The sequence below is a fragment of the Clostridium sp. ATCC 25772 genome (assembly GCF_001573875.1).
GTDB classification, from domain to species: domain Bacteria; phylum Bacillota; class Clostridia; order Clostridiales; family Clostridiaceae; genus Clostridium_J; species Clostridium_J senegalense.
This window is the reverse complement of record NZ_LFRG01000051.1, coordinates 1-24,547: the sequence shown is the minus strand read 5'-3', so window position 1 is coordinate 24,547 and position 24,547 is coordinate 1. Positions and strand designations below refer to the sequence as shown.

Here is a 24,547-nt window from a genome sequence, read left to right as displayed (position 1 = left end):
CCCTATATAGGGTTCCAAGTTGACTTTTAAAATTATCCATTCCAAAACTTGGATACCCCAAATAGTGAGACATGCTCCGAATCACTTAGAATTCAACACTATATTTTGTATAAAAATATTTTAAGGTTATTGAATAAATTTAAATTGGAGCTTGTTTCCCTATACCTTTCTATTTCTATATATAATTTTAAAATTAAACTCTATCATAATCTAAAATAATTAAAATACATTTTTATCCTAAATTTCAATTCTAAAATTTTTTAATCAAATAATCTTTTATAAAAATTCATCACTAAGTTTAGATTCTACCAATTTATATAACTAAATTCAAATTATATTTACTAACTCTTACATATTAACTATGTAAAACTCCTAAGTAAGCAATATTTTATAGTTTTACCTCCGTCACAAATGAGATTTTTATAGTTAAAAGTTAATAGTGAATAGTTAAAAGTTGTGGCTATTACTACTCACTCTGTTCCTAGTAATACTAAACGTATTTTTTGTTTTATATAAATTTCCAAAACAAATTATATAATTAGATTAAAAGAAAGTAGAATCAAGTTTATTCTTTAATTTTTAACTATAGTTAAAATAAAAAAAGACTAATACTTTTAAATATTAGTCTGAAATTTACTTATAAATATTTACCAACTTTATCTATGTAGTTTTGAGTTTCTAATGGAAGATTATTAAAATCAGCCATGCTAGTTACCCCTCTTTGTTGCATAGTTCCAGGTCCACAGTTGTATGCTGCCAATGCCATTTTAAGACTTCCATTATACATATTTAAATAGTCTTTTATATGTCTAGTTCCTGCATCAATATTTTCATTTATATCGTATGGATTTTCAACACCATAATAACTAACATTTTCAGGCATTAATTGCATAAGCCCCATGGCTCCAGCCCAAGACTTAACATTAGGATCAAAATTAGATTCTATTTTTATTATTGTTCTTATAAGTTTCTCATCTACACCATATTTTTTAGAAGCAGTTTTTATAGCGTTTTCAATTTCCGGATTGTCACTAATAAGATCCTCACTTACCTTTACATTACTATTTGTGCTACTATTAATATTATTCATTGCTAAATCTGGTCTTAATATCATCTCTGTTATATTTGTAAAGTCATTATTAATTTGATTTTGATAGCTATTTTCTCTTGCACTTTTTTCTGCCATAGCATTTAAAAGGCTTCCAAATACCATATTATAGCTTTGACCACCTTCTTCTCCACTACCCTGCATCATTTTTGTCATCATCATAACTTGTAACATATTATCCATATTTTTTTGTTGAATGCCGTTTACTCCATCTGTTGCCAAATCATTCACCCCACTAACTTAAAAAATTTTAATTTAAATATTCTCTATACTTTAAATTATCGTATCTAACATCAACTTAATTAAGCCTTTCCTGTAAAATACTTTTTAATTTTAGTTTTTCTTCTATAGGGTTTTTTAAAACTTTCTCTAAAAATTCACTACCTTTTTCAAGTCTATTCTCTAATCCTTGTCTAGTTATTTCTTTACTTGAATCAATTCTTTCGTAGAAATCGGATAAGCTTCTTAAAGAAAGATTATCAACACTAAATGCACCAAAAGTAAATAGTTTAAAAAACATATTTCCATCTATTTTGCTACGTCTTTGAATAAAGCCTACTTCTTTAGCAATTTTATTTAATCTTTTTTCAGAAAAAACACTTATATTTTTTGAAATTTTACTAATACTATTAATGAATTTCATATAAAGTCACTCCTTTCTTTAGGTTAACATACTATTAGGAGTGGCTTTTTTATTTGTTTTTATAACTAAAAAAGTTATGAAAAACATGAAAAATATGGCTTAGCTTTACGCACATGCTTGTTTCCCTATAGAACACCTTAACTTCTTTCATACTATTTGTACTTTTTCATTACTATAAATTTTATTTCATTAAAAATTAAAGAAACTGGTAGTCCAGTTTCCTCTATACATTATCAATTAAATAAATTTTCCACTAATATGACCTTGTCGCTAAAAAAATCTTTCTATTTTAATATTTTCAACCGTTAACTTTAAATTCTATTAACTCATAATCTTCATAAGAAATCTTTTTACTACTACTTTTTACTAATGCCAATACTTTATAAAATCCTTTTTTGAAAGGTATAAAAGTATAATAATCTTTTTTACTATATCTTTGAATTAAGTTCCATTCACCTTGTTCCATTAAATAAAATTCATATACTCTATCTTTTCCACCTTCACAATTAACTTTAAAATTTATACTTTCATTACACCTTAATGTTTCTTTTTCTTGATAAATTTTACAGTTTGTAATTGGTTTGCTATCTAGAACATTGAACACAACAGTTTTTTTATGATCATATTCTTCTTTACTAGATTTATTTTTCGCCATAATATCAACTACATATTTTCCCTCACAGCGAGGTACAAATTTAAATTTCTTTTCTTCTATATAATCACTCTTTTCAACCTCGTGACTATTTATTTTTATTTCATATTTTATTAGTGTATTTAAGGTGTTTTCACATATACATTCCAAAAATATAGGTTGTCCAATTAAATAAAATTCTTTTATTTCTGCTAAAACATAATCTATTTTTGCTGGAATATATTCATAACAATCCACATAAAATATAGAATGAGCATCATATTCTCTTTTTGATTTAGCATCTTTTATTCTAACTTCTATTTCATACTGACCTATTTGCTCCGGTGCAAAATAAGCAGTATTTTCATCACTATAATCTATTTTTTCTGTTATTTTATCCTTTAGCTTAACTATAAAGCTATATTTTAAATTAATTCCCCCTGTTGCAATAACTCTAATATTTATAGGCTCATGTATTAACAATTGCCTTTTTCTATCAAGTATAACTTCTTCTATTTTTATATTATCTAAATAATCCTCTTCTATTTCAAAATATATACTATCATTTATTTCATATTCTTCATCAAAAGATCTATCTTTAATATACACTTCTAACTTATACTTTCCGGCTTTAGTAGGTTGCCACAAAAAACTATTTTCCTTAGTAAACTTACTTGTCTTACTTTCATTTCCGTCAATAACAAATTTATATAATAGATCTTTGCCTCCAGCTGCAACTGCTTTTAAGCTTATATTACTTTTTGTAACCTGTGGAGAACTTACATCCGTTGTAAAACTAAGTAGTTTTATTGTTTCATATGGATACACCTTATAATGTATAATCGCTCTATCATCAAATTCATTAGGAGAATACATATCTTTTGCCAAGCATAATATTTTATAATTTCCATGCTTAACTTCTTTGTAACTAAGTAGTCTTTTGGTTGAATAATCTTGTAGACAAAATACTTCGCCTTCCTCATCTATTCGTAAAAATTTAAATAGAACAACTCTACTTTCATCTTGGTTTGCTTCAACTTCAAAAATAAGTTCTTCATCTTGTAATAAAGTTTCGTTTAAACATTTTAAATTAGTTATTTCTAGCTTAGATATTGGACTTACTTGAAATTTTATTGATTTAAAATCATCAAATAAATTACTTGAATATATACTTTTACATTCTACGAGTAATTCCATATCACTTTGAAATTTAGGAGTATAGGTTAAACTATTATCTACCGTATAATCCTTAACTAAAGTCCATTTAGAATTATCTTTAATCCAATATCTGTATAATACTGATGCTGAATCACTTTCTGCTGTAACAGTAACTTTTTCCCCTACTTTTACATCATCTTTATCTAGGTATATATTTTTAATAAGTTTTTCTTCACATTTTCCAACAATAAAGTCCGTTCTTGAGATATAATCAAAAGATTTTTTGCTGCCTTGAACTTTTATCTGAACCATAATTATATATTTTCCGTCTACTATAGGTTTCCAAACAACATAATTATCTAAACTAAAATCTTTAATAGTTTCCCAAGTTCCATCACTACCAATTAAAAATTTATACATTAAGTTTTTTTCTATTTGATTTTCTACTTTAATAGTAATTTCTTTGCCTTTTTCTTGAGGACTTTCTAAGTTTGTAATAATATTCATTTCGTTCATTATAGCAGCTTTCCTCCTCAACCCTTTATACTTTAACTTTCTCCTCTAAAATAGTATTTATTTAAAAATTTAGAAAAGTTATCTTATTTACTGTTTATATATAAAAACCCATAGCAGTGAGTTTAAAATTTATCTGAATACCATATTAAGATTTTACATATTAAGATTTTACATATTATATTTTATTATACTATAATTCCAAAAAATAGAAAAGAGCTATATAAGGCTAATATATTAAATTTAATGTTTCAAATAAACCTTATTAATTATTACCCATCGTAACTCTATAATAACAAAAGGGACGTCTGCATAACTGGATAGTTTGCTATGCTTATCCCTTAATACTTTTATTAATTTTAACTTATTTAACGATTATTTCCCTATACAATACTGAAAGTCAGTCTTTAAACTATATACTATGAAGTAGATACTAATTTTTTCAAGTTTTTATATAGTCTTTCATCATCCTCTGCTTTTCTTTTCTTCGGATTAGAGGTTTTTCCACCACCTCTTCTTACTTTTCCACTTATATGTCTTTCAAATAGTAGTTTATCTATATTGTCATTTGAATATATATGACCCTTAGGACTTATAGCAAAAGCCCTCTTGCCTAAAACCATAGCCGCTACACCATAATCCTGTGTTACAACTATATCCATATCACTTACTTCATTTACAATTTTCATATCTACACTTTGAAATCCACTATCCATATATTTTACTTCTCCATAACTTATCGTTAGAACATGATTTATATCACAATAAAAAATTAATTCTTTACCATATTCTTTTGCTACATTCTCTATGATTTGTTTTGCAGGACATGCATCTGCATCTACTAAAATTTTCATTATTCATTTCCTCTAATTTCATCTCTAATTCTATTTTTTTATCTTCATATCCAGGTTTACCTAAAAGTGCGAACATATTACTTTTATAATTTTCAACACCTTGTTGGTCAAAAGGATTAACACCAATTAAGTATCCACACACTGAACATGCCTTTTCAAAAAAGTATATCATATAACCTACATAATATGGAGATAAATTTGGTATTGTTATTGTTATGTTTGGTACTTCCCCTTGATTATGAGCAAGTTCTGTTCCTTCCATAGCTCTTTTATTTATATAATCTATAGTCTTTCCTTCTAGAAAATTAAGCTCATCTATATTTTTTTCATCATTAAATATAACAAGTTCTCTTTTAGTTTCTTTTATATTTATCGTAGTTTCAAAAAATATTCTTAATCCCTCTTGTATATATTGTCCCATAGAATGTAGATCAGTAGAAAAATTAACGGTAGCTGGGAATATACCTGTGTGGTTTTTTCCTAAACTTTCCCCAAATAATTGTTTCCACCATTCACCAAAATAATTCATACAAGGCTCATATGTTGCCATAATTTCTATAAATTTTCCCTTCATATATAATAGATGCCTTGCAATTGCATATCTATAACAACTATTTTCTTCTAAGTTATAATTATTATATTCAATACTTGCATCCTCTGCACCTTTTAAAAGTTCTTCTATATCAATCCCAGCAACTGCAATAGGCAGTAATCCCACTGATGTAAGAACAGAGTATCTTCCGCCAATATCATCTGGTATTACAAAATTTTCATAGCCTTCTTCATCACAAAGTTTTCTCATAGCTCCTTTGTTCTTATCAGTAGTTATAAATATTCTTTCTCTTGCGCCATCTTTTCCATATTTTTTTTCTAACACATCTTTTAAAAATCTAAAAGCTATAGCTGGTTCTGTAGTTGTTCCTGATTTAGATATAACATTTATAGAAAAATCTATATGCTCAACCATATCTAATATTTCTGAAAGATATGTTGAGCTAATATTATTACCTGCAAAATAAATTTTAGGTGCCGTTCTTTCACTCTTAGGTAAGCTATTATGGAATGTATGCGTTAATCCTTCAATAACTGCCCTAGCGCCTAAATAAGAACCACCTATTCCTACTATGATAAAAGCATCAGAATGATTTTTTATATTTACAGCTACATTCTTTATTCTTTTTATTTCATCTTTTGGAAAGTCACTAGGTAAATTTAGCCAACCCAAGTATTCACCTCCTATACAATTTTTATTATGCATCATGTTATGAATTTCTCTTGTCATATTATCAAAAATTAAAATTTCTTCACTCTTTAGATAAGGATAACATTTTGAAAAATCTACCTCTATATTATTCATAAATCCTCCAACTAAATTAATTACTTTTAAAATTTGTATATTTTTATATACTTTATTAATTTATGTTGAAAAATTAAATATTATACTTTTACATAAAAAAAGCTTATGTCCTTTAAATCAATAAAGAACATAAGCTTATATATGTTTTGGCTATTTAATTTTATTCCCACTCAATAGTTGATGGTGGTTTAGAAGTTACATCATAAACAATTCTGTTTATCCCTTTAACTTCATTTACTATTCTTCTAGATACTTTATCTAAAACTTCATATGGTATTCTTGCCCAATCAGAAGTCATTCCATCTGAAGATGTTACAGCTCTTAGTGCTACTGTATGACAGTAAGTTCTCTCATCACCCATAACTCCAACTGATTGGATATTTGGAAGACAAGCAAAATATTGCCATATCTTGCTTTCTAGTCCATTTAATGCAACTTCTTCTCTGAATATTGCATCGGCTTCTCTTACTATAGATAATTTTTCTTCAGTAACTTCACCAAGAACTCTTATAGCAAGTCCTGGACCTGGGAATGGCTGTCTCCATACTAAATTATGAGGAATTCCTATTTCTTCTCCAACTGCTCTAACTTCATCTTTAAATAATTCTCTTAATGGTTCAATTAATTTAAATTTAATATCTTCTGGAAGTCCTCCAACATTATGATGACTCTTTATTGTAGCTGAAGTATTAGTTCCGCTTTCTACTACATCTGCATATATTGTTCCTTGAACTAAGAAGTCTATATCTCCAAGTTTATTTGATTCTTCTTCAAATACTCTTATAAATTCTTCACCGATTATTTTTCTTTTTCTTTCTGGATCACTTACACCTTTAAGTTTGCCTAAGAATCTCTCTTGTGCGTTAACTCTTATTAGGTTCATATCAAAACCTTTTCTAAATACTTCTTCTACTTGATCCCCTTCATCTTTTCTTAAAAGACCGTGATCAACAAATACACAAGTTAACTGCTTTCCTATTGCTTTATGTACAAGAACTGCAGCTACTGATGAATCTACTCCACCAGATAAAGCGCATAAAACTTTTTTATCGCCAACTAATTCTTTTATTTCTTTTATTTTTTCTTCTGCAAAAGAAGACATTGACCAATCGCCTTTAACCTCACAAACATTATATAAGAAGTTTGTTAACATTTTTGCACCAAATAAAGTATGTTCAACTTCTGGGTGGAATTGCACTCCATAAAGTTTTTTATCTTCGTTGCATATAGCAGCCACTGGACATTGATTACTATATCCTATAATATCAAAGCCTGTTGGTGCTTTTTCTATGTAATCTGTATGACTCATCCAACATTGTTTTTCTGTTATTCCATCAAATAACTTATTGTTAGTTGTAAGTTCTACATCTGTTTTTCCATATTCTCTTATAGTTGCAGTCTTAACACATCCACCTAACATATGAGACATAAGTTGAGCACCGTAACATATTCCTAATATAGGTATGTTAAGCTCAAATAGCTCTTTATCTACCTGTGGAGAATCCTCACCATAAACACTGTTTGGACCACCTGTAAAAATTATTCCTTTTGGATTTAATTCCTTAACTTTTTCAGCAGAAATTGTATATGGAACTATTTCACAATATACTTTATTTTCTCTTACTCTTCTTGCGATAAGTTGATTATATTGACCACCAAAGTCAACAACTAAAACTAGTTCTCTGCTCATCATAGGCCTCCCTTTTCTAATTTCTTATGAAACTATAGTTTATTTATATTTAAATTACTTGTATCCATTTTTTAACTGAATATAGGGTTACAAGTTGACTTTTTAAGTTATCCATCATTTAATGATAATATTTTATTATTTAATGAATAACTTTAAATACGCACTTGTTTCCCTATATATAGTTTGAAACTTATATTTTAACTTATACATTGAAAATTTCAGATATTCGCATCAGTGATGTCATGCTCAAAATTTCTTAAATTTAAAAGTAAATATATATAAATACTTATATATAATTAACGAATAAATTTAAATTCCAGCTTGATTCACTATATTTATTAAATAGCATATCATATTTTTCTTACTATTTAAACCTCTTCTCAGTTTAATATCCACCCTCTACTAAACTATAAACTATAGTTTGGTGCTTCTTTTGTTATTGAGATATCATGTGGGTGACTTTCTTTTAATCCTGCTGATGTTTGAACAACAAATCTAGCAGTTTCAAATAATTGTTGTAAAGTTGGTGATCCTAAGTATCCCATTCCTGAACGTATTCCGCCCATTAATTGGAATATTGTATCAACAACAGCTCCTTTAAATGGAAGTCTTCCCTCAACACCTTCTGGTACTAATTTTTTACTATCTTCTTGGAAATATCTATCCTTACTTCCTGCTGCCATAGCTCCTAATGAGCCCATTCCTCTATAAACTTTATATTTTCTTCCTTGGTATATTTCAGTTTCCCCTGGAGCTTCTTCACAACCAGCAAACATAGAACCCATCATACAAACTTTAGCTCCTGCTGCTAATGCTTTTACTATATCTCCTGAATATTTTAAACCACCATCTGCTATAACAGGCACTCCATATTTATTAGCTTCTTCTACACAATCCATTACTGCAGTTAATTGAGGAACTCCAACGCCTGCAACAACTCTTGTTGTACATATTGAACCTGGTCCTATACCAACTTTTACACAGTCAGCACCAGCCTCGATTAATTCTTTTGTAGCTTCTGGTGTAGCAACGTTACCAGCTATAATTTGAAGTTCTGGATATTTAACTTTTACAGTTCTTACTGCATCTATAACACCCTTTGAATGACCATGAGCTGTATCGATAGTTATTACATCAACTTCTGCTTCAACTAAAGCATCTACTCTTTCCATCATATCTTTTGTTACTCCAACAGCTGCTCCACATAAAAGTCTACCTTTTACATCTTTAGCTGCATTTGGATAAATTCTAACTTTTTCTATATCTTTTATTGTTATTAAACCTTTTAGTTTAAAGTTTTTATCTACTAATGGCAGTTTTTCTATTTTATGTGCTTTAAGTATTTCTTTAGCTTCTTCTAAAGTTGTATCTTCTTTTGCTGTTATTAAATTTTCCTTTGTCATAACTTCTTCAATTTTTCTTGAAAAATCTTTTTCAAACAGCATATCTCTATTAGTGATTATTCCAACTAATGTATTATCTTCTTTAATTACTGGCACTCCTGATATTCTGTATCTTGCCATTACTTTATCAGCTTCTTCTAAAGTATTGTTTGGATATAAATAAAATGGATTTGTTATTACTCCATTTTCTTGTCTCTTTACAGTATCAACTTCTGCCGCTTGCTCTTCTATTGACATATTTTTATGTATAATACCTATTCCACCTTCACGAGCCATAGCTATAGCCATTTTAGCTTCAGTAACAGTATCCATTCCTGCACTCATAAGTGGCATATTTAATTTTATAGTTTTTGTAAGATTAGTTTTTAAAGTAACATCCTTTGGTAAAACCTCTGATTTATTTGGAACTAATAATACGTCATCAAATGTATATGCTTGTTTTAAAATAACTGCCATTTAAAATCACTCCTCATTCTTAATTTTTATCCATTATATCTCTTTAAATCAACTGTTAGACTTAATTGGAAAGAATTTTTAAAAGATTTAGTGTATAAATTCTTTTTAAAAATTACACACTATTAGTAACCTCTCCTATAATATATAAATTATAAATTCTTCCTCCCAGATTATCTTATAAAAGAACAAAAGACTAGTTTTACTATATTATAAGTAAAACTAGTCTTGCCTATTTTATATAGAAATTTGACCACTTCTAAAATAGGTTCTCTAATTTTACCCATAGTCAGAAATTATTGGTTTCCGGTAGATACTCCTTGCCATATTCAAGGGATATATGAGTTAGTATGTTCAATTTTGTTTGCGCTTAACTATTGTTAATTATTTTATTTAATAATTAACAATTTGTCAACAACCAAATTGATATTTTTTTTATTTAATTTATATTAAAGAAAATATAAGACCAAATTTTAAACCTATATTTCTCTATAATTATTGAAAATATTAATATCATAGGATTTAATAATACACATTTGACGGATGTTAAAATTTCTCTGTTTTTATAACATTAAACTCTAATGCTTCTTTATATCCATCTAGTGAATTTATTAAGTTTTTATGAATAAAACCTTTAAATTCTGGAGTGAAATCTGTTAATTTCTCACTTAATTCATTGACAATATGCTCTTTAGATTTATAGCTATTTACTCCATTGAAATTTATCATATTATATTTGTCACTTTCCAAATTGTTATTTTGATTAAAAATTATATTCTTTGCAAATATAGATGAATTATAAAATTCACTTGCCCCTTCAAAGGTAACAGTTCCAGTACAATAAATTATATAATTTATAAAATTTTCTTTGCTATTACTAGGAATAACTAAATCACCATCTATTATTATAAGTTTATATACATTGCCATAAGTTTGTAGATAATTGTCTTTATACTTATCTATTTTCCTCAATTCCTCAACAGCATGCTCATATATACCATCATTATTTTTAGGATTATCATCTATTATTCCTGCAAAATCTTTATATGGATTTTTAGCATCTCCTCCATTTATTAATCTGTTAAAATCTATTTTTTCACCATTTTTTGTTTTTCCTTTAAATTCTATAAGTAGTTGATTATTGTCAATATTACTTTTTATATTAACAAACTCTTGTCCTACATATGGGTTTTGTAAATATGGATCTTCTTTTTTTATATCCTTTTTTTCCTTTTCTAACAGTTTTTCATATTTCATAGAGATATCTTCATAGGATATAAATTTATATTTTTCATCAAAAACTTGAATATCCTCACCACCGACTTTTAAATGTGGCTTACTTAAATCTTCTAAAGTTAATTTATCAAAATCTTTATATTCTATATTACCTTCTTTTAAATTTTCCTTAAAATTTAAATTTTTTAACTCTTTTAATTTTAGTTGCTTCCAATATTTTCGATTTTCTTCTACTTTTCCATTATCTTCGTAAAGTAATCCGCCCTTTAAACTTGTAATTATATTTTCACTATCATCAATTTCTATATTTTCTCCTTTTAAATACAAATTCGTATCCTCAAACAAATTCATACTTCCACTAGGCTTAAACACTATATTATTTTTTTGTATAAATACATCACCGGATATATTCAGCTTTCCTTTAAATAAATCAAAGTAATTATCTATATTGTTCAAACTTCCATTAATAATTCTTGTATTTTTTTCTTTTAACGGAGATATAACAGAAAAAGCACTATTAAACATTCTATTAAAATAAGGATTCAATATTTCACTTCTGTCTATATACTGAACTAAAGTAACAGTTTCATTAGTTTTTTTATTTTTAGCTATAGATTTAACTTTAATATAATAATATTTTTTTCCTGTTTTTATATCAGTTATTTTATTTTCATGTGAGCTTTTTAAAATAACTTTATTTTCTATATTATCATCTTCAAATAAAAGCATTCCATTATCTCCAATAACTACAGGGTCAAACTTTTTAGGTTCTAATAAAATATCCGTTTTATCAACTATATAATTTTTCATTTCATTATAAGCTTTATCTATTCCTGATTCCGCTGTTAAATTTAATTTTTTGCTTTGTTCTATATAAGTGGTAGCTTTATAACTAGATAAACTAAAAGATAAAAGTGTAGATGCTAAAACAAATATAACAATTATAGTAATTAAAGCAGTAACTAATGCTGAGCCCTTTTTCTTCATCACATAGACCCCCTCATTCTATCTATCACAACCTTATCTTTAATTTCTACTTTTTCATCTTTTTCTCTGCAACCACCCTCTACTTTTATAGTTACCTGTAGTCCATTATTTTTAATTTCTATGCTTTTTATATTGTAAGCTATGATTTTTTCGCCCTGTGATTGCTCTTTTATTTTGTTATAATTTTCATATTCATTTAATGGAATTTCCTGTACAGAAGTTATTTTAAGTATATTATTTGTATCAAAATAAATAGCCATAATAACGTTGCTTTTATATGGTTGAAATATTATATATTCATCGTAAACACTACTTTTATCTATTACTTTAGCTAAACTTCCATTAATATAGGCTGAATTTTTTTCATTTAATTTCAATCTACTTTCTTCACTATTTGTTAAGTAATTTTTTCTTTCTACATCAGTTAAATATCTGCTATTTTCCATTGGTTTAAATATTCTATTTTCTATTGGCATATACTCATATCTATATAAGTTGGTTATATTTTCATTCTTTTTATCTTCCTTCAATGTATATAAAAATCGTCTTTGATTTTCCTTTTCTATATTGCTACCCTCTATATAAAAAACAACTTTTTCTTTACTATTGTTATTTAAAAATTTTAAATTTGGATTATTATTAATTTCATCACCACTTATAATTTTATCCCCATATTTTATAATGTTTGAAATATGATTACAGGCTATTTTGCAATTATTATTAACATTATATTTATTACCTATCTTATCAAAAACCTTTAAATTGCTTTTTAATATTAGAAAGAACATTCCAACAGATATCATTAAAATCCCCATGGTTACAATTAACTCAATAAGAGTTATTCCTTTATTTCTTCTCATAAAAACTACCTACCTATATCAAAAGTCATAGATGATTTTCCATTATAAAATTCCTTACCTTTCATTTTCCATGTAGCAACTTTCACCTCGTAATTACAAAAGGCGTCCTCTTTTTTATTTATAATTTTATTTATTTTAATATTTACAGCAAAATTACCTTTATCACATATATCATTTTTTTTTGTTTCATAATTCTCTATTTCCTCTATAGATTCTGTTAATTCCTCATAATTATTAAAATATATTGTTACATCTTTTCCATCTAACATTTCAACATCTTCTATACTCTTACTTTTTAACATCTCCACTGCTGTATTTGTATAATTAAAAGTTTTTTCTCTAACCTCATAGATTTTTAAGTTTTTATTTATACTACTATATATTGATGACACAATAGCAAAAACTACAACCACTATAGCCATTGATATAACTACCTCAAGTAATGTGAATCCTTTTTTAACACCTTTCAAACTATTCACCAACTTACTTAAACATATTTTCTTTTCCATACTGACCTTTATTAAAGTCATGCTTATATTTGCCTAATTCACCTTCTAATTCATTAAAGAAAAATTCCATTCTAACACTAGTTTTAGTAGGATTATTACCGGTCATTGCTACTGCATTTATTTCACAAATCCTTTGGCTATTTTCAACATTAGCTAAAAAATTTAAAGTTTGCTTATAATCTCCTATAACAGTGAAATTCACATATATGCTATCTACTTTAACCTCAGTATTTTTCTTAGTCGTATCATTTTTTTTATTTTCTTTTTTTTCATCTTTTGTAACATCATTTATTAAATCTGCTGCTTTTTCAACTGTATTTTCCCCTTCAGCTCCCTCTATAACGTCACTATTATTTTCTATACTTTCAAAATTTATATCTACAAGATTTATTAAATTTTTTTCAGCTAATTCTCGTATTTCCTTAGCTATATCTGGTGTTTGTCTTCCTGTAGGTAGTCTTTTACTTGAACTATTAAGATCTTTTTTAAATTTATTTAAACTAGCTACCTTATCTTCTAATTGTTCTTGTGTTCTTACAGCATAATCAAGTTTTTTTCTTTTCTCTTCCACCTGACTTTTTAAAGATATGGCATTTAATCTATATGGAAATATAGCTAACTTAGATACTACAAGTATTAAAAGCAAAGATATAAGAATAGATATTAACACCTTCTCTGATTTTTTTAATTCTCTCACGCTAATTTTCCTCCACCATTTCTATAACTGCATTAAACCTATAACTTTTATCACTATTTTCACTAATAGCAGGCAGCTCTATCCCTTTATAAACATGATTATTCTCTATATTTGCCCAAAATTCTAATACCGAATTATAACTTTTACTTGATGCAGAAATTGATATTGCTTTACCACTATAATTAAAGCTTTCTATAACAACATCCTTGGGAATTTCCTTTTGAAAATTTTTTATTATTTTTGATGTCATATTATTTTTTTTACTTTCTAAAAGATTAACTTTTTCAATATGATTTATTATCTCTTTTGTTTCCTTTGAAACTTTTTCATCTTCTTTTAATACCTCTTCATATTTTTCTAAAGTCACGGTCAAGTCATTATTTTGCTTTTTTAATCTTTGAAATTCTATAAAATAAAATAAGTTTATTCCTATAAAAATGACTACTAGAAATACTATACCTCTGTTAATTAAATTTTTCTTTTTCCCTTTTTTCTGATTTTCTATAATTGCTTTAGGTACTAAATTTAATTCTCTCATTTTTAATCCTCCCTAAGTAACAAACCATAGCAATTAACATAATCTATTAAGTTAACCACATTTTCCTTATCTATATTAATATTCAAATCATCAATAAACACAATTTCATTTTCAAAATAGTTTTCAAAATAATTTTTTATTCCTTTTATATGATTTAAATCTCCTAATACGTACATTCTATTTAGATTATTTTCAGCCCTTCCAGAAAAATAAAATTTTATAACTCCGTTTAGTACAGTACTTAAAGTATCTAATAATCCTTTAACCTGCTCACCCTCATAATCTAGAGGTTTTATACTATTAAAATTTATGTTTTTTAGTTTTTCTTTTACTTCCTTATCACTTAATTCTAAAATTCTTCTTATATTTGATACTCCAAAATTTATTCTCTTTTCCATTTGAAGCAAATTGTCATTTATTATAGCTAATGTAGTTTCGTTATTTTGTATACTAAGCAATCCTATATAATTTAAATTTTTAGTGTATTTACTACTGCTTATAACTCTTTTAAGGGAATTACTTGATAAATCAATACATTTAAGATTCAACTTAAGGATTTCTGAAAGCTCCACATACTTGTCTATTTTGCTTCTTTTACACATTACTACCATGTATTTACCAATGCTAGCCTTTTCTTCATTTACATTTTCAATTAGTTGGTAACTATAATAATATAAACTCTCTTTATCTGGATAACTTTTACGTATCTCAATCTTTACAGCAGTATCCATAGCCCTGTCTCCAAGTATAGGAAACTCCAAATATCTTGTTATTATGTCATCACCATGAACAATGAAATATACATCCTTAGCTCTAACATGAGCTATTTTAAAATATTCTTTTATAGACTCTCCTATTTTAACTACATCTTTTATAAATCCACTTTCGAAAGCATTACTAGGAGTTTTTAGCTTTCCCCAGTGTACTATATCTTCTTTAGTCCCAACTAAAATATCTATAGTGTCTTCATTTATATCTATAGTTACCCTTTGCTTAGTATTTTTCTTTACTTCTTCACTCTCTTTTTTTTTCTTATTTATTTTAAATATATCTTTAATATCCTTTTGCCAGATCCTCTCCTTTTTATCCAATAACCTTCACCCCTAAATAATCAAATTTAAATACCAATTAATTATGTTTTCTCCATATAACATAGCTATTAAAGTTGCTATAGTTATATATGGACCAAAGGGAATATAGTCCTTTCTTGTTTTCTTTTTAATTAAAATAAGTACAATTCCGAAAACCCCACCAATTATAATAGATAAAAGTAAAACTAATATAGAATTCTTTAATCCCATATATAGTGGTACAAGTAAATACATTTCCAAATCGCCAATCGCCATTCCCTTAGTTATCAAAATTAAACCTCCAATTATAAAAAGCATCAGTAATATTCCTATAATATTTCCTGATATAGAAAGCCCTATATAATATTCATATATTAAAAATATAATTCCTATAACTGCTGGATTTAATATTGTTATGTCATATATATCTGTAGTTTTTAAATCTATAATTCCAATAACTATAAAAAATGAAGCTAAAATTATGTATTTAAACATATTTAAAGTTAACCCATAGTGAATATAAATTAATAAATATATAATTCCAGTAAAGAGCTCAATAATAGGGTATTGAATAGATATTTTCACTTTGCAATATCTACATTTTCCTTTCAAAAATATATAGCTAACTATTGGAAATAAATCATACCATTTCAAGTTTTTATTACAGTTATAACAATGGGATGGTGGATAAGCTACAGATTCTCCTCTTGGAATTCTATATATACAAACATTTAAAAAGCTGCCTATTACAATGCCTAAAATAAAAACTAATAAACTCATAATAACCCTCCTTTTAAGAAAGTAACTCCTTTTTAAAGGAGTTACAAATTCATCACACTTATTTTCCTAATACCACTTTTCCATCTTTAAATATGATATTTTCTGAGTTTCCATTTTCTGAAACAAAAGTTCTCAACTCTTCAACTGTTAGATCAGTACTTATTAATTTTCTTAATTTGCCTTGCTCTTGTTCACTAATATAACTGTCAACATAAGTGTGAGATTCCTCTAATATTTTCGATATTTTGTAGTCTTCATATATTGTGTCTGCTACATTTCCATTCTTTCCAACTTCACCTGCATATGCTGCATTATACGTATCTACAGCGTTAACTAACACTTTAGATGATGCAACTGCTTGAGACACATTAGCTCTTTCTTTATAGCCTTTTAAACTAGGTAGAGCTATTAAAGCTAGAATTAAAATTATAGCAACCACTGCTAAAAGTTCAATTAAGGTAAACCCTTTTTTCTTTTTATTTTTCATCCATTCACATCCCCTTTAAAATTATTTTTATTGAAATTTTAGAGTAAGTAAAAAAACTTCCCTAAAAAACAATCAAAACTAAAAATTTATTTTTTATTACAACTAAAAGTATTTTCTAGTTTTTCGTGATCTTCACAATAAAATTCTTCATTGTTATCATTTGAAAATTCTTTTAATATTTTAATAGTTACATCAGAATCTATATATTTATCTATTTCTTTTATATCTTCATCTCTTAATAACGGTGATAAGTAGCCTTTAACATCACTTATAGTCATGTCACTGGTTATTTCATCATCTGAGAATTTCATTGCACTTTCAGAATTATAAAGTTCTACAGCATTTAAAATAATTTTTGAAGTTCCATCTATAGCTTTTTTATTTGCATAATGTCTGTATCCCATAACACTAGGTACAATCACTAAATTTAAAATTAAAATTATAGCAACAGTTAAAATTAACTCTATTAAGGTAAATCCTTTTGCCCTTCTCTTATATACAATCATTATTAAACTACAACTCCTATTTTTTAAAGAAACTGACTAATTCAGTTTCATCTATCATTTTCAATTGCCAACTATATAGTGTTCCAAGTTGACTTCTAAAATTATTCATCCCAAAACTTGGATACCTAAAATAGTGAGACATGCTCTGAATTACTTAGAATTCAACACTACATATTGTATGAAAATATTTTAAAGTTATTGAATAAATTTAAATTTGAGCTTGTTTCCCTATAACATTATTAGTTTTTTATCATCAACTAGCCAAATAGTAACTTTAAATACAACTTTTACCATTACACGGCATTATACATACTAAACAGTGGCAAATACATAGATATTGCAATGATAGCTATTAATCCACCTAAAAAAATTATTATTAACGGCTCTATTACAGATGCTAATTGTGTTGCTAATATTTCCACGTCATTTTCATAAAAAACAGCTGTTTTAGCCAATATCTCATCTAGATTTCCACCTCTTTCTCCAACCACTATGGATTGAATAAGAATTGGCGGTAATACATCAATATTTTTTATACTATTTCCTATGGCTTCTCCTTTTTCTACTCTTTCTTTAACTATTTCCATTTTATTTTCAATGTATTTATTTCCAACAACATTACCACATAAATCTAAAGCTTCTATTATCCCAATTCCTGATACTAAAAGGGTGCCTAAAGTTCTTGAAAATTTAGCAGCAATAACCATTCTATTTAATTTACCAAATATAGGTCTATCTAATTTTTTTCTATCTAATTTTATTGCCATAGCCCTATTGTTTTTTAGTTTTTCTTTAAACTTATATAGTAAAAATCCTCCTATGATAATAATAAATATTCCATAATTTATTATTATGTTACTTATGTTCATAAAAATTAAAGTAATAAATGGTATTTTCCCACCACCATCTATAACATTTTCAATGAATCTTGGTAATATAAAAATTATTATAAAAGACACTATTAAAAGAGAGGCTCCAAATACTATCATTGGATAAGTCATTGCAGATGCAATCTTTTTCTTTATTTTGTATTGAGTATTATAATACTCTGCTAATCTATCCAATATTTCACCTAAATTTCCTGAGGTTTCTGCGGATTTTACCATGTTTACATATAGGTCAGGAAACTCATCATATTTTTCTAATTCTCCACCTAAAGAACCACCTTTTTCAACTCCTATATATACTTGATGCAATATTTCTTTTAGTCTTTCGTTTTTCATCTGTTCCCTTACTACAGTTATTCCATCCAAAAGAGGAAAACCAGAATTAATTATAAAAGCAAACTGCCTTGAAAAAACAACTATATCCTTAAAAGTAACCTTATGAAAATGCTTTTTTATATCAAGTCCTTGCCTATATTTACTTATATCTTTAGGGAAAATATTATTTTCAATAAGTTTTTCCATAGCTTCATCCTTACTAGCTGCATCTATGATGCCATTACGCTCTACACCATATCCATTAACTGCAACGTACTTAAACTTTGACAAACTATCACCTCTCTTTCTCGTTTTTTATATATAATTTTTCTTACATCTTCAAATATAATTGTAAACTGTTCATTTTCAATTTTATAAATATCTTTCTATCACTCAATTTTGTTAAAATACCTAAACAACAAATTGTTTTAATTTTATACGCCATAACTAGAGGGACTAGTTCCTCTATTAGTAATTAATTGTTTTCTAAATAGGCTATTCTTATTAGCTCCTCTATTGTGGTTGTTTTATCTAACACTTTAGATATACAGGCATCTCTTATGGTTGTCATACCCTTTTCTATTGCTAATTTTGTTATATTATCTATGCTTTCTCCATTTGTTATATACTCTCTAATTTCTTGGTCTATCTCCATAATTTCAAAAACACCAACTCGTCCCTTATATCCAGTTTTATTACATTTATTACACCCTATTTTTCTTTTAATAATTACTTTTTCATTAACATCTATATTTAGTAACTTTTTTTCATAACTGGTAGCTTCATAATTTTCTGAACAATTGGGACAAACTATTCTTATAAGCCTCTGAGATATAACCCCTACAATAGATGTAGCTATGAGATATGGTTCTATTCCCATGTCTATAAGCCTTATTATTGTTGATGGAGCATCATTAGTGTGTAATGTACTTAAAACTAAATGTCCTGTTATAGCTGCTCTCATTGCAATTTTAGATGTCTCTGCATCTCTAATTTCTCCAACCATAATAACGTCTGGGTCCTGTCTTAATATAGACCTTAGTCCATAACTAAAAGTAAGCCCTGTTTTGTAATTAACATTTACCTGATTTATTCCTTCTATAGAAAATTCTACTGGATCTTCTATTGTAATTATGTTTCTACTTTCATCATTTAGCTCTTTCAATATGGAATAAAGGGTAGTTGATTTACCGCTTCCTGTAGGTCCTGTTGAAAGAATTATTCCATGTGGTTTTGAAATTATTCTTCTTAATTTTTTTTCATCGCTTTCATCTAACCCTAAATTATTTCTTGATATATTGTTAGCACTTTTATCTAGCACTCTTATAACAATCTTCTCTCCATTTACAGTTGGAAGAGTTGACACTCTAAGGTCAATATCTATACCATTAACCTTAGTTAATATACGGCCATCTTGTGGTACTCTCTTTTTTGCAATGTCTAAGGACGAAAGTATTTTAATTCTCGCAACTATTGCATTTAAATCTTTTTTTTCTAAGGACATTATTTCCTTTAACTGCCCATCTAGTCTAAATCTAACTTTTACTCTACCTTCTAAAGGTTCTATATGAATATCTGATGCCTTAGCATTTATAGCATTTTCAATAATCCAGTTAACAGTTTTTACTATAGGAGAATCCATAATTTCACTATTGAATAAATCCACTTCTTCTTTACTATTAGAACTGTATTCCACTATATTGCTATAAACCTTATTTATAGCTCTTTCAACTTCACTTTTAGGAGAGCTTAAAAGTCGTACCTCTTTTCCTGTTATTATTTTAATATCTTCTATTGCAAATATATTAAGTGGGTCTGAAGTAGCTGCAATAATTTCTGTTTCATCTGCATCTATAGCTATCACATTATATTTTTTAGCTATATTCTCAGGAATTATAGACACTATCTTTTCTTCAAGATTAATAGAATCTAAGTAAACTCTTTCTATACCTAATTGTTTTTCTAAAATATTAAATATCTCATCTTCAGATATTGCTCCAATTTCAACTAATATTTCACCTAACTTTTTCTTCTCTGTTTTTTGATTATTCAGTGCAACTTGTAGTTGATTTTTAGTTATTTTATTTTCATCTAATAATAAATCTCCTAACCTTCTTTTCTTAATACCCATCATCACACGTCCTTATATCTATATACAATGTTTTATTTTCGATAAAAACCCTAATAAAATAATTATTTGCATTAATAAAAAATAACCCACTCCAATAAATTAAACATTTTAGCTAAACTAAATTTAATGTTTAATTTGGAGTGGGTTCACTATTAGCTCCTCTTATTAAAAGTGACCAAGTAATAATAAGAATCTTAGCTTCCAAATCCTTAATTCAAAATCATTTTCTACTTATATACTATTACACACCTATTATAAATTTTACTGTTTTTTGAAAAAAATACTTTAAATTGTATTTAGATTCTAAGATTAAATTATCATATTTTCTTATAAACCTCAATAAGGTATATAAAAAGAAATAAATAGTCACATATTTATGATAATATCGCCTTATTATTTATTTGATTATGTGTAACTGAAAAAAAATAGAAGTTGCTGAAAAGCGACTTCTATTTTTATATTTTTAATTTATATTAGTACATTCCGCCCATGCCCATATCTGGAGCCATTGGAGCTGGACTGTTTTTTTCTGGTAAATCTACAACTGCAGCTTCTGTTGTTAAGAATGTTGAAGCTACTGATGCAGCATTTTGAAGTGCACTTCTTGCAACTTTAGTTGGATCAACTATTCCAGCTTTTATCATATCTACAAATTCGCCTCTTAATGCGTCGTATCCTATTTCTGGTGCAGACATTTTTACTTTTTCAGCTATTACAGCACCTTCTTGACCTGCATTTATAGCTATTTGTTTTATTGGTTCTTCTAATGATTTTCTTATTATATTTATACCAACTTGAACATCTTCTATATCTGATGTTAAATTTTCTATAACTGGTATTATATTAGCATAAGCTGTTCCACCACCAACTATAATTCCTTCTTCAACTGCAGCTTTTGTCGCAGCTAAAGCATCTTCTATTCTTAATTTCTTTTCTTTAAGTTCTGTTTCTGTTGCAGCACCAACTTTAATTACAGCAACTCCACCTGCAAGTTTTGCAAGTCTTTCACTTAATTTTTCTTTATCAAAATCTGAAGTTGTTTCTTCTATTTGAGCTTTAATTTGATTTACTCTCTTAGCTATATCTTCTTTAAATCCTTTTCCATTAACAACTGTTGTGTTCTCTTTACAAATCTTAACACTTTCAGCTCTTCCTAACATTTCTATTGAAGCATCTTTTAATTCATATCCAAGTTCTTCACTTATAACTGTTCCACCAGTAAGTATAGCTATGTCTTGAAGCATTTCTTTTCTTCTATCACCAAATCCTGGAGCTTTTACAGCTACACAAGTAAATGTTCCTCTTAATTTATTAACTACTAATGTTGCTAAAGCTTCACCTTCTACATCTTCAGCAATTATTAATAATTTTTTTCCTTGTTGAACAACTTGCTCTAAAACTGGAAGTATTTCTTGTAAATTTGTTATTTTCTTATCTGTTATTAAAATGTATGGATCTTCTAAGTTAGCTTCCATTTTATCTGCATCTGTTACCATGTAAGCACTTAAATATCCTCTATCAAATTGCATTCCTTCAACTACATCAAGCTCTGTTCCCATTGATTTAGACTCTTCAACAGTTATAACGCCTTCGTTTCCTACTTTTTCCATAGCATCAGATATTAATTGTCCTATTTCTTCGTCTGCTGCTGATATAGCTGCAACTCTAGCTATGTCTTCTTTACCACTTATTGGCTTAGAATATTTCTTTATTTCTTCAACTGCAACATTTACAGCCATTTTTATTCCGGTTCTTATTAACATTGGATTTGCTCCAGCAGTTACATTTTTTAAACCTTCTCTTATAATTGCTTGAGCTAATAATGTAGCTGTTGTTGTACCATCACCTGCTACATCATTTGTTTTTGTTGAAACTTCTTTTACAAGTTGTGCTCCCATATTTTCAAAAGCATCTTCAAGTTCAATTTCTCTTGCTATAGTAACACCATCATTTGTTATAAGTGGTGATCCAAATTTCTTATCTAAAACAACGTTTCTTCCTTTTGGTCCAAGTGTAACTTTAACTGTATCTGCTAATATATCCACACCTCTTTGCATAGATCTTCTAGCTTCTTCACTAAATAAAATTGTCTTAGCCATTTTAATACCCTCCAATTACTAATTTATTTCTATTTTTATCTTCACTATATTATTATTCAATTATTGCTAGTATTTCTTCTTGCTTAAGTATTATATATTCTTGTCCTTCATGCTTTATTTCATTTCCAGCATATTTAGAAAATAGTACTCTATCTCCTACATTAAGTTCCATTCTAGCATCAGCAAGGCCAGGTCCTACTGCAACAACCTCTGCCTCTTGTGGCTTTTCCTTTGATGCTGCTGTTAAAACTATACCGCTCTTAGTTACCTCTTCAGCTGCTATTCTTTTAATTACTACTCTATCACCAAGTGGTTTTATTGCCATAACTATGACCTCCTAAAAATATTTATTTTATTAGCACTCTCTTTTGCAGAGTGCTAATCATATTATTATAATAAATAAACAACACTTTAATTTCAAACTTTCTTTGCTTATTAAAAGCCGTATTTATCATTAATTAGCTTTAATTTACTTTTATTTTCTTCCATTTTCTCATATTTAACTTATTATTTTATTTTTTGTGAAATTTTGAACTTTTTTTATTTTTTATCTTATGAAATTTATTAAGAAGATCTTTTCCTTTTAACACTCCAAAAATAAAAAATCCTAGGGAAACTATAGCTATAATAGTTAATGTAACATAATTTCTCTCACCTATTCCATTCCCAAATAATGCAGATACTATAATCCATGGAAGTCGCCCTAATGTAGAATATATTAAGAACTCTAAAAAATCTATATCTGAAACACCACATAAGTATACCAAAATATCTTTAGGAATTCCTGGTATAAGATATACAAAAAATATTACTAGCTTATTACTTCCTCTAGTTAATATTTTTTTAAACAATTTCAAATCTCTTTTTTCTATCATCTTTTGTACTTGTTCTCTCATTAGATATCTTGCTATTAAATATCCTATTGCACTACCTAAAGCTATTCCTACTATAGATAATAAAGAACCTTTAATTGGTCCATAAATATATCCACCTACAATTTGAACTACTTCTCCTGGTATGAAAAAAAATACAACCTGTATAACTTGTAAAGCTATAAAAATTAAAAAGCTATAAGCACCGTATGACAGTATAACATTTTTTATATTATCCGGATCTTTAAATGCAGAGGCATATTTGGAAAAATATTCATATCCAACAATTATTGTTATAATGGTAAACACAGCGAAAAATAAGTGAACACCATATTTTTTTAAAAAGTTTTCAATTTTTCTGCTAATAATCTCCACCACCAATCTTTAGTATAGGTTTCTAATCTTAAATTTTCATTTATATAAAGTTCCAAATTAAATCTTAAACTTATTCATTTATCAAATGAGAAAACTCAAATTAATATTTTTTCAATAACTAACAGATTATTTTAGTTAAAAGTTAAGAGTGAATAGTGAACAATTGTGGTTATTACTACTCACTTCGTTCCTAGTAATTTTCAACATATCTTTTTATAAATTTGCAAAGCAAATTATATTGATATATTTTTTAAAATCATTTTCAGAAAGTGGTTGCCACTTTCATCCTAAATTCTTAATTCTTAATTCATAATTCTTAACTAACTATATTTGTACTTATTTTTCTCAACTGATAACAAAAATTTGATGAATAAATTTAAATTGGAGC

21 protein-coding genes and 1 riboswitch are annotated in these 24,547 nt (G+C 27.2%); all 21 genes read right to left on the bottom strand.

Translation table 11 applies throughout. The annotated features are described in order from the left end of the window. Positions 1-637 precede the first annotated feature (637 nt). Positions 638-1,330, bottom strand: a complete 693-nt coding sequence (locus AZI32_RS14735; RefSeq protein ID WP_061996545.1) for a lytic transglycosylase domain-containing protein — start codon at positions 1,328-1,330, stop codon at positions 638-640. A gap of 76 nt (positions 1,331-1,406) precedes the next feature. Further along, a complete protein-coding gene (locus AZI32_RS14730; protein WP_061996544.1) occupies positions 1,407-1,751 on the bottom strand; it encodes a hypothetical protein in 345 nt (114 codons plus the stop codon). A gap of 298 nt (positions 1,752-2,049) precedes the next feature. Then, complete coding sequence (locus AZI32_RS14725) at positions 2,050-4,056, bottom strand: triple tyrosine motif-containing protein (RefSeq protein WP_061996543.1); 2,007 nt, start codon at positions 4,054-4,056, stop codon at positions 2,050-2,052. Positions 4,057-4,472: 416 nt separating this feature from the next. Then, positions 4,473-4,907: a YaiI/YqxD family protein gene (locus AZI32_RS14720; RefSeq protein WP_061996542.1), complete on the bottom strand. Its 435-nt coding sequence runs from the start codon at positions 4,905-4,907 to the stop codon at positions 4,473-4,475. Further along, entirely contained in the window at positions 4,834-6,264 is a 1,431-nt protein-coding gene (locus AZI32_RS14715) for a glucose-6-phosphate isomerase (protein WP_061996541.1), read from the bottom strand. The genes AZI32_RS14720 and AZI32_RS14715 overlap by 74 nt, the downstream gene beginning before the upstream one ends. A 160-nt stretch (positions 6,265-6,424) precedes the next feature. Continuing rightward, positions 6,425-7,954: a glutamine-hydrolyzing GMP synthase gene (gene guaA, locus AZI32_RS14710; RefSeq protein WP_061996540.1), complete on the bottom strand. Its 1,530-nt coding sequence runs from the start codon at positions 7,952-7,954 to the stop codon at positions 6,425-6,427. 407 nt (positions 7,955-8,361) lie between these two features. Further along, the gene (gene guaB / locus AZI32_RS14705) at positions 8,362-9,813 is read right to left on the bottom strand and encodes an IMP dehydrogenase (protein ID WP_061996539.1); all 1,452 of its coding nucleotides are present in this window, start codon (positions 9,811-9,813) and stop codon (positions 8,362-8,364) included. A gap of 263 nt (positions 9,814-10,076) precedes the next feature. After that, positions 10,077-10,174, bottom strand: a riboswitch (purine riboswitch). A gap of 182 nt (positions 10,175-10,356) precedes the next feature. Then, positions 10,357-12,033, bottom strand: coding sequence for a hypothetical protein (locus AZI32_RS14700; RefSeq protein ID WP_061996538.1), 1,677 nt, complete (start codon positions 12,031-12,033; stop codon positions 10,357-10,359). After that, positions 12,033-12,893: a prepilin-type N-terminal cleavage/methylation domain-containing protein gene (locus AZI32_RS14695; RefSeq protein WP_061996537.1), complete on the bottom strand. Its 861-nt coding sequence runs from the start codon at positions 12,891-12,893 to the stop codon at positions 12,033-12,035. Before AZI32_RS14695 ends, AZI32_RS14700 begins: the two co-directional genes overlap by 1 nt. A 5-nt stretch (positions 12,894-12,898) precedes the next feature. Continuing rightward, complete coding sequence (locus AZI32_RS14690; RefSeq protein ID WP_162266744.1) at positions 12,899-13,363, bottom strand: prepilin-type N-terminal cleavage/methylation domain-containing protein; 465 nt, start codon at positions 13,361-13,363, stop codon at positions 12,899-12,901. A gap of 13 nt (positions 13,364-13,376) precedes the next feature. Beyond that, positions 13,377-14,099, bottom strand: coding sequence for a hypothetical protein (locus tag AZI32_RS14685; RefSeq protein WP_061996535.1), 723 nt, complete (start codon positions 14,097-14,099; stop codon positions 13,377-13,379). 1 nt (position 14,100) lies between these two features. Next, positions 14,101-14,637: a PilN domain-containing protein gene (locus tag AZI32_RS14680; protein WP_061996534.1), complete on the bottom strand. Its 537-nt coding sequence runs from the start codon at positions 14,635-14,637 to the stop codon at positions 14,101-14,103. Positions 14,638-14,639: 2 nt separating this feature from the next. Then, on the bottom strand, positions 14,640-15,728 hold the full coding sequence (pilM, locus tag AZI32_RS14675; protein WP_061996533.1) for a pilus assembly protein PilM: 1,089 nt from the start codon (positions 15,726-15,728) through the stop codon (positions 14,640-14,642). 12 nt (positions 15,729-15,740) lie between these two features. After that, positions 15,741-16,487: an A24 family peptidase gene (locus tag AZI32_RS14670; RefSeq protein ID WP_061996532.1), complete on the bottom strand. Its 747-nt coding sequence runs from the start codon at positions 16,485-16,487 to the stop codon at positions 15,741-15,743. Positions 16,488-16,545: 58 nt separating this feature from the next. Further along, positions 16,546-16,974 (bottom strand): prepilin-type N-terminal cleavage/methylation domain-containing protein, encoded by a 429-nt coding sequence (locus AZI32_RS14665; protein WP_061996531.1) that lies wholly within the window; start codon positions 16,972-16,974, stop codon positions 16,546-16,548. Between the two features lie 86 nt (positions 16,975-17,060). Continuing rightward, positions 17,061-17,480: a type II secretion system protein gene (locus AZI32_RS14660; RefSeq protein ID WP_061996530.1), complete on the bottom strand. Its 420-nt coding sequence runs from the start codon at positions 17,478-17,480 to the stop codon at positions 17,061-17,063. Between the two features lie 293 nt (positions 17,481-17,773). Further along, positions 17,774-18,973 (bottom strand): type II secretion system F family protein, encoded by a 1,200-nt coding sequence (locus AZI32_RS14655; protein WP_061996529.1) that lies wholly within the window; start codon positions 18,971-18,973, stop codon positions 17,774-17,776. Between the two features lie 184 nt (positions 18,974-19,157). After that, positions 19,158-20,813, bottom strand: coding sequence for a GspE/PulE family protein (locus AZI32_RS14650; protein ID WP_061996528.1), 1,656 nt, complete (start codon positions 20,811-20,813; stop codon positions 19,158-19,160). A gap of 473 nt (positions 20,814-21,286) precedes the next feature. Then, positions 21,287-22,912, bottom strand: coding sequence for a chaperonin GroEL (gene groL, locus AZI32_RS14645; RefSeq protein WP_061996527.1), 1,626 nt, complete (start codon positions 22,910-22,912; stop codon positions 21,287-21,289). A gap of 52 nt (positions 22,913-22,964) precedes the next feature. Next, on the bottom strand, positions 22,965-23,237 hold the full coding sequence (locus AZI32_RS14640) for a co-chaperone GroES (protein WP_061996526.1): 273 nt from the start codon (positions 23,235-23,237) through the stop codon (positions 22,965-22,967). Between the two features lie 187 nt (positions 23,238-23,424). Further along, complete coding sequence (locus AZI32_RS14635; protein WP_061996525.1) at positions 23,425-24,159, bottom strand: TVP38/TMEM64 family protein; 735 nt, start codon at positions 24,157-24,159, stop codon at positions 23,425-23,427. Positions 24,160-24,547: the final 388 nt, after the last annotated feature.

Excerpts from the sequence above, each read along its gene's own strand:
- AZI32_RS14640 (WP_061996526.1), bottom strand. The coding sequence starts at position 23,237 with ATGGCAATAAAACCACTTGGTGATAGAGTAGTAATTAAAAGAATAGCA.
- guaA (WP_061996540.1), bottom strand. The coding sequence starts at position 7,954 with ATGAGCAGAGAACTAGTTTTAGTTGTTGACTTTGGTGGTCAATATAAT.
- AZI32_RS14695 (WP_061996537.1), bottom strand. The coding sequence starts at position 12,893 with ATGAGAAGAAATAAAGGAATAACTCTTATTGAGTTAATTGTAACCATG.
- AZI32_RS14680 (WP_061996534.1), bottom strand. The coding sequence starts at position 14,637 with ATGAGAGAATTAAATTTAGTACCTAAAGCAATTATAGAAAATCAGAAA.
- AZI32_RS14660 (WP_061996530.1), bottom strand. The coding sequence starts at position 17,480 with ATGATTGTATATAAGAGAAGGGCAAAAGGATTTACCTTAATAGAGTTA.
- AZI32_RS14670 (WP_061996532.1), bottom strand. The coding sequence starts at position 16,487 with ATGAGTTTATTAGTTTTTATTTTAGGCATTGTAATAGGCAGCTTTTTA.
- AZI32_RS14720 (WP_061996542.1), bottom strand. The coding sequence starts at position 4,907 with ATGAAAATTTTAGTAGATGCAGATGCATGTCCTGCAAAACAAATCATA.
- AZI32_RS14665 (WP_061996531.1), bottom strand. The coding sequence starts at position 16,974 with ATGAAAAATAAAAAGAAAAAAGGGTTTACCTTAATTGAACTTTTAGCA.
- AZI32_RS14725 (WP_061996543.1), bottom strand. The coding sequence starts at position 4,056 with ATGAACGAAATGAATATTATTACAAACTTAGAAAGTCCTCAAGAAAAA.
- AZI32_RS14700 (WP_061996538.1), bottom strand. The coding sequence starts at position 12,033 with ATGAAGAAAAAGGGCTCAGCATTAGTTACTGCTTTAATTACTATAATT.
- groL (WP_061996527.1), bottom strand. The coding sequence starts at position 22,912 with ATGGCTAAGACAATTTTATTTAGTGAAGAAGCTAGAAGATCTATGCAA.
- guaB (WP_061996539.1), bottom strand. The coding sequence starts at position 9,813 with ATGGCAGTTATTTTAAAACAAGCATATACATTTGATGACGTATTATTA.
- AZI32_RS14715 (WP_061996541.1), bottom strand. The coding sequence starts at position 6,264 with ATGAATAATATAGAGGTAGATTTTTCAAAATGTTATCCTTATCTAAAG.
- AZI32_RS14650 (WP_061996528.1), bottom strand. The coding sequence starts at position 20,813 with ATGGGTATTAAGAAAAGAAGGTTAGGAGATTTATTATTAGATGAAAAT.
- AZI32_RS14730 (WP_061996544.1), bottom strand. The coding sequence starts at position 1,751 with ATGAAATTCATTAATAGTATTAGTAAAATTTCAAAAAATATAAGTGTT.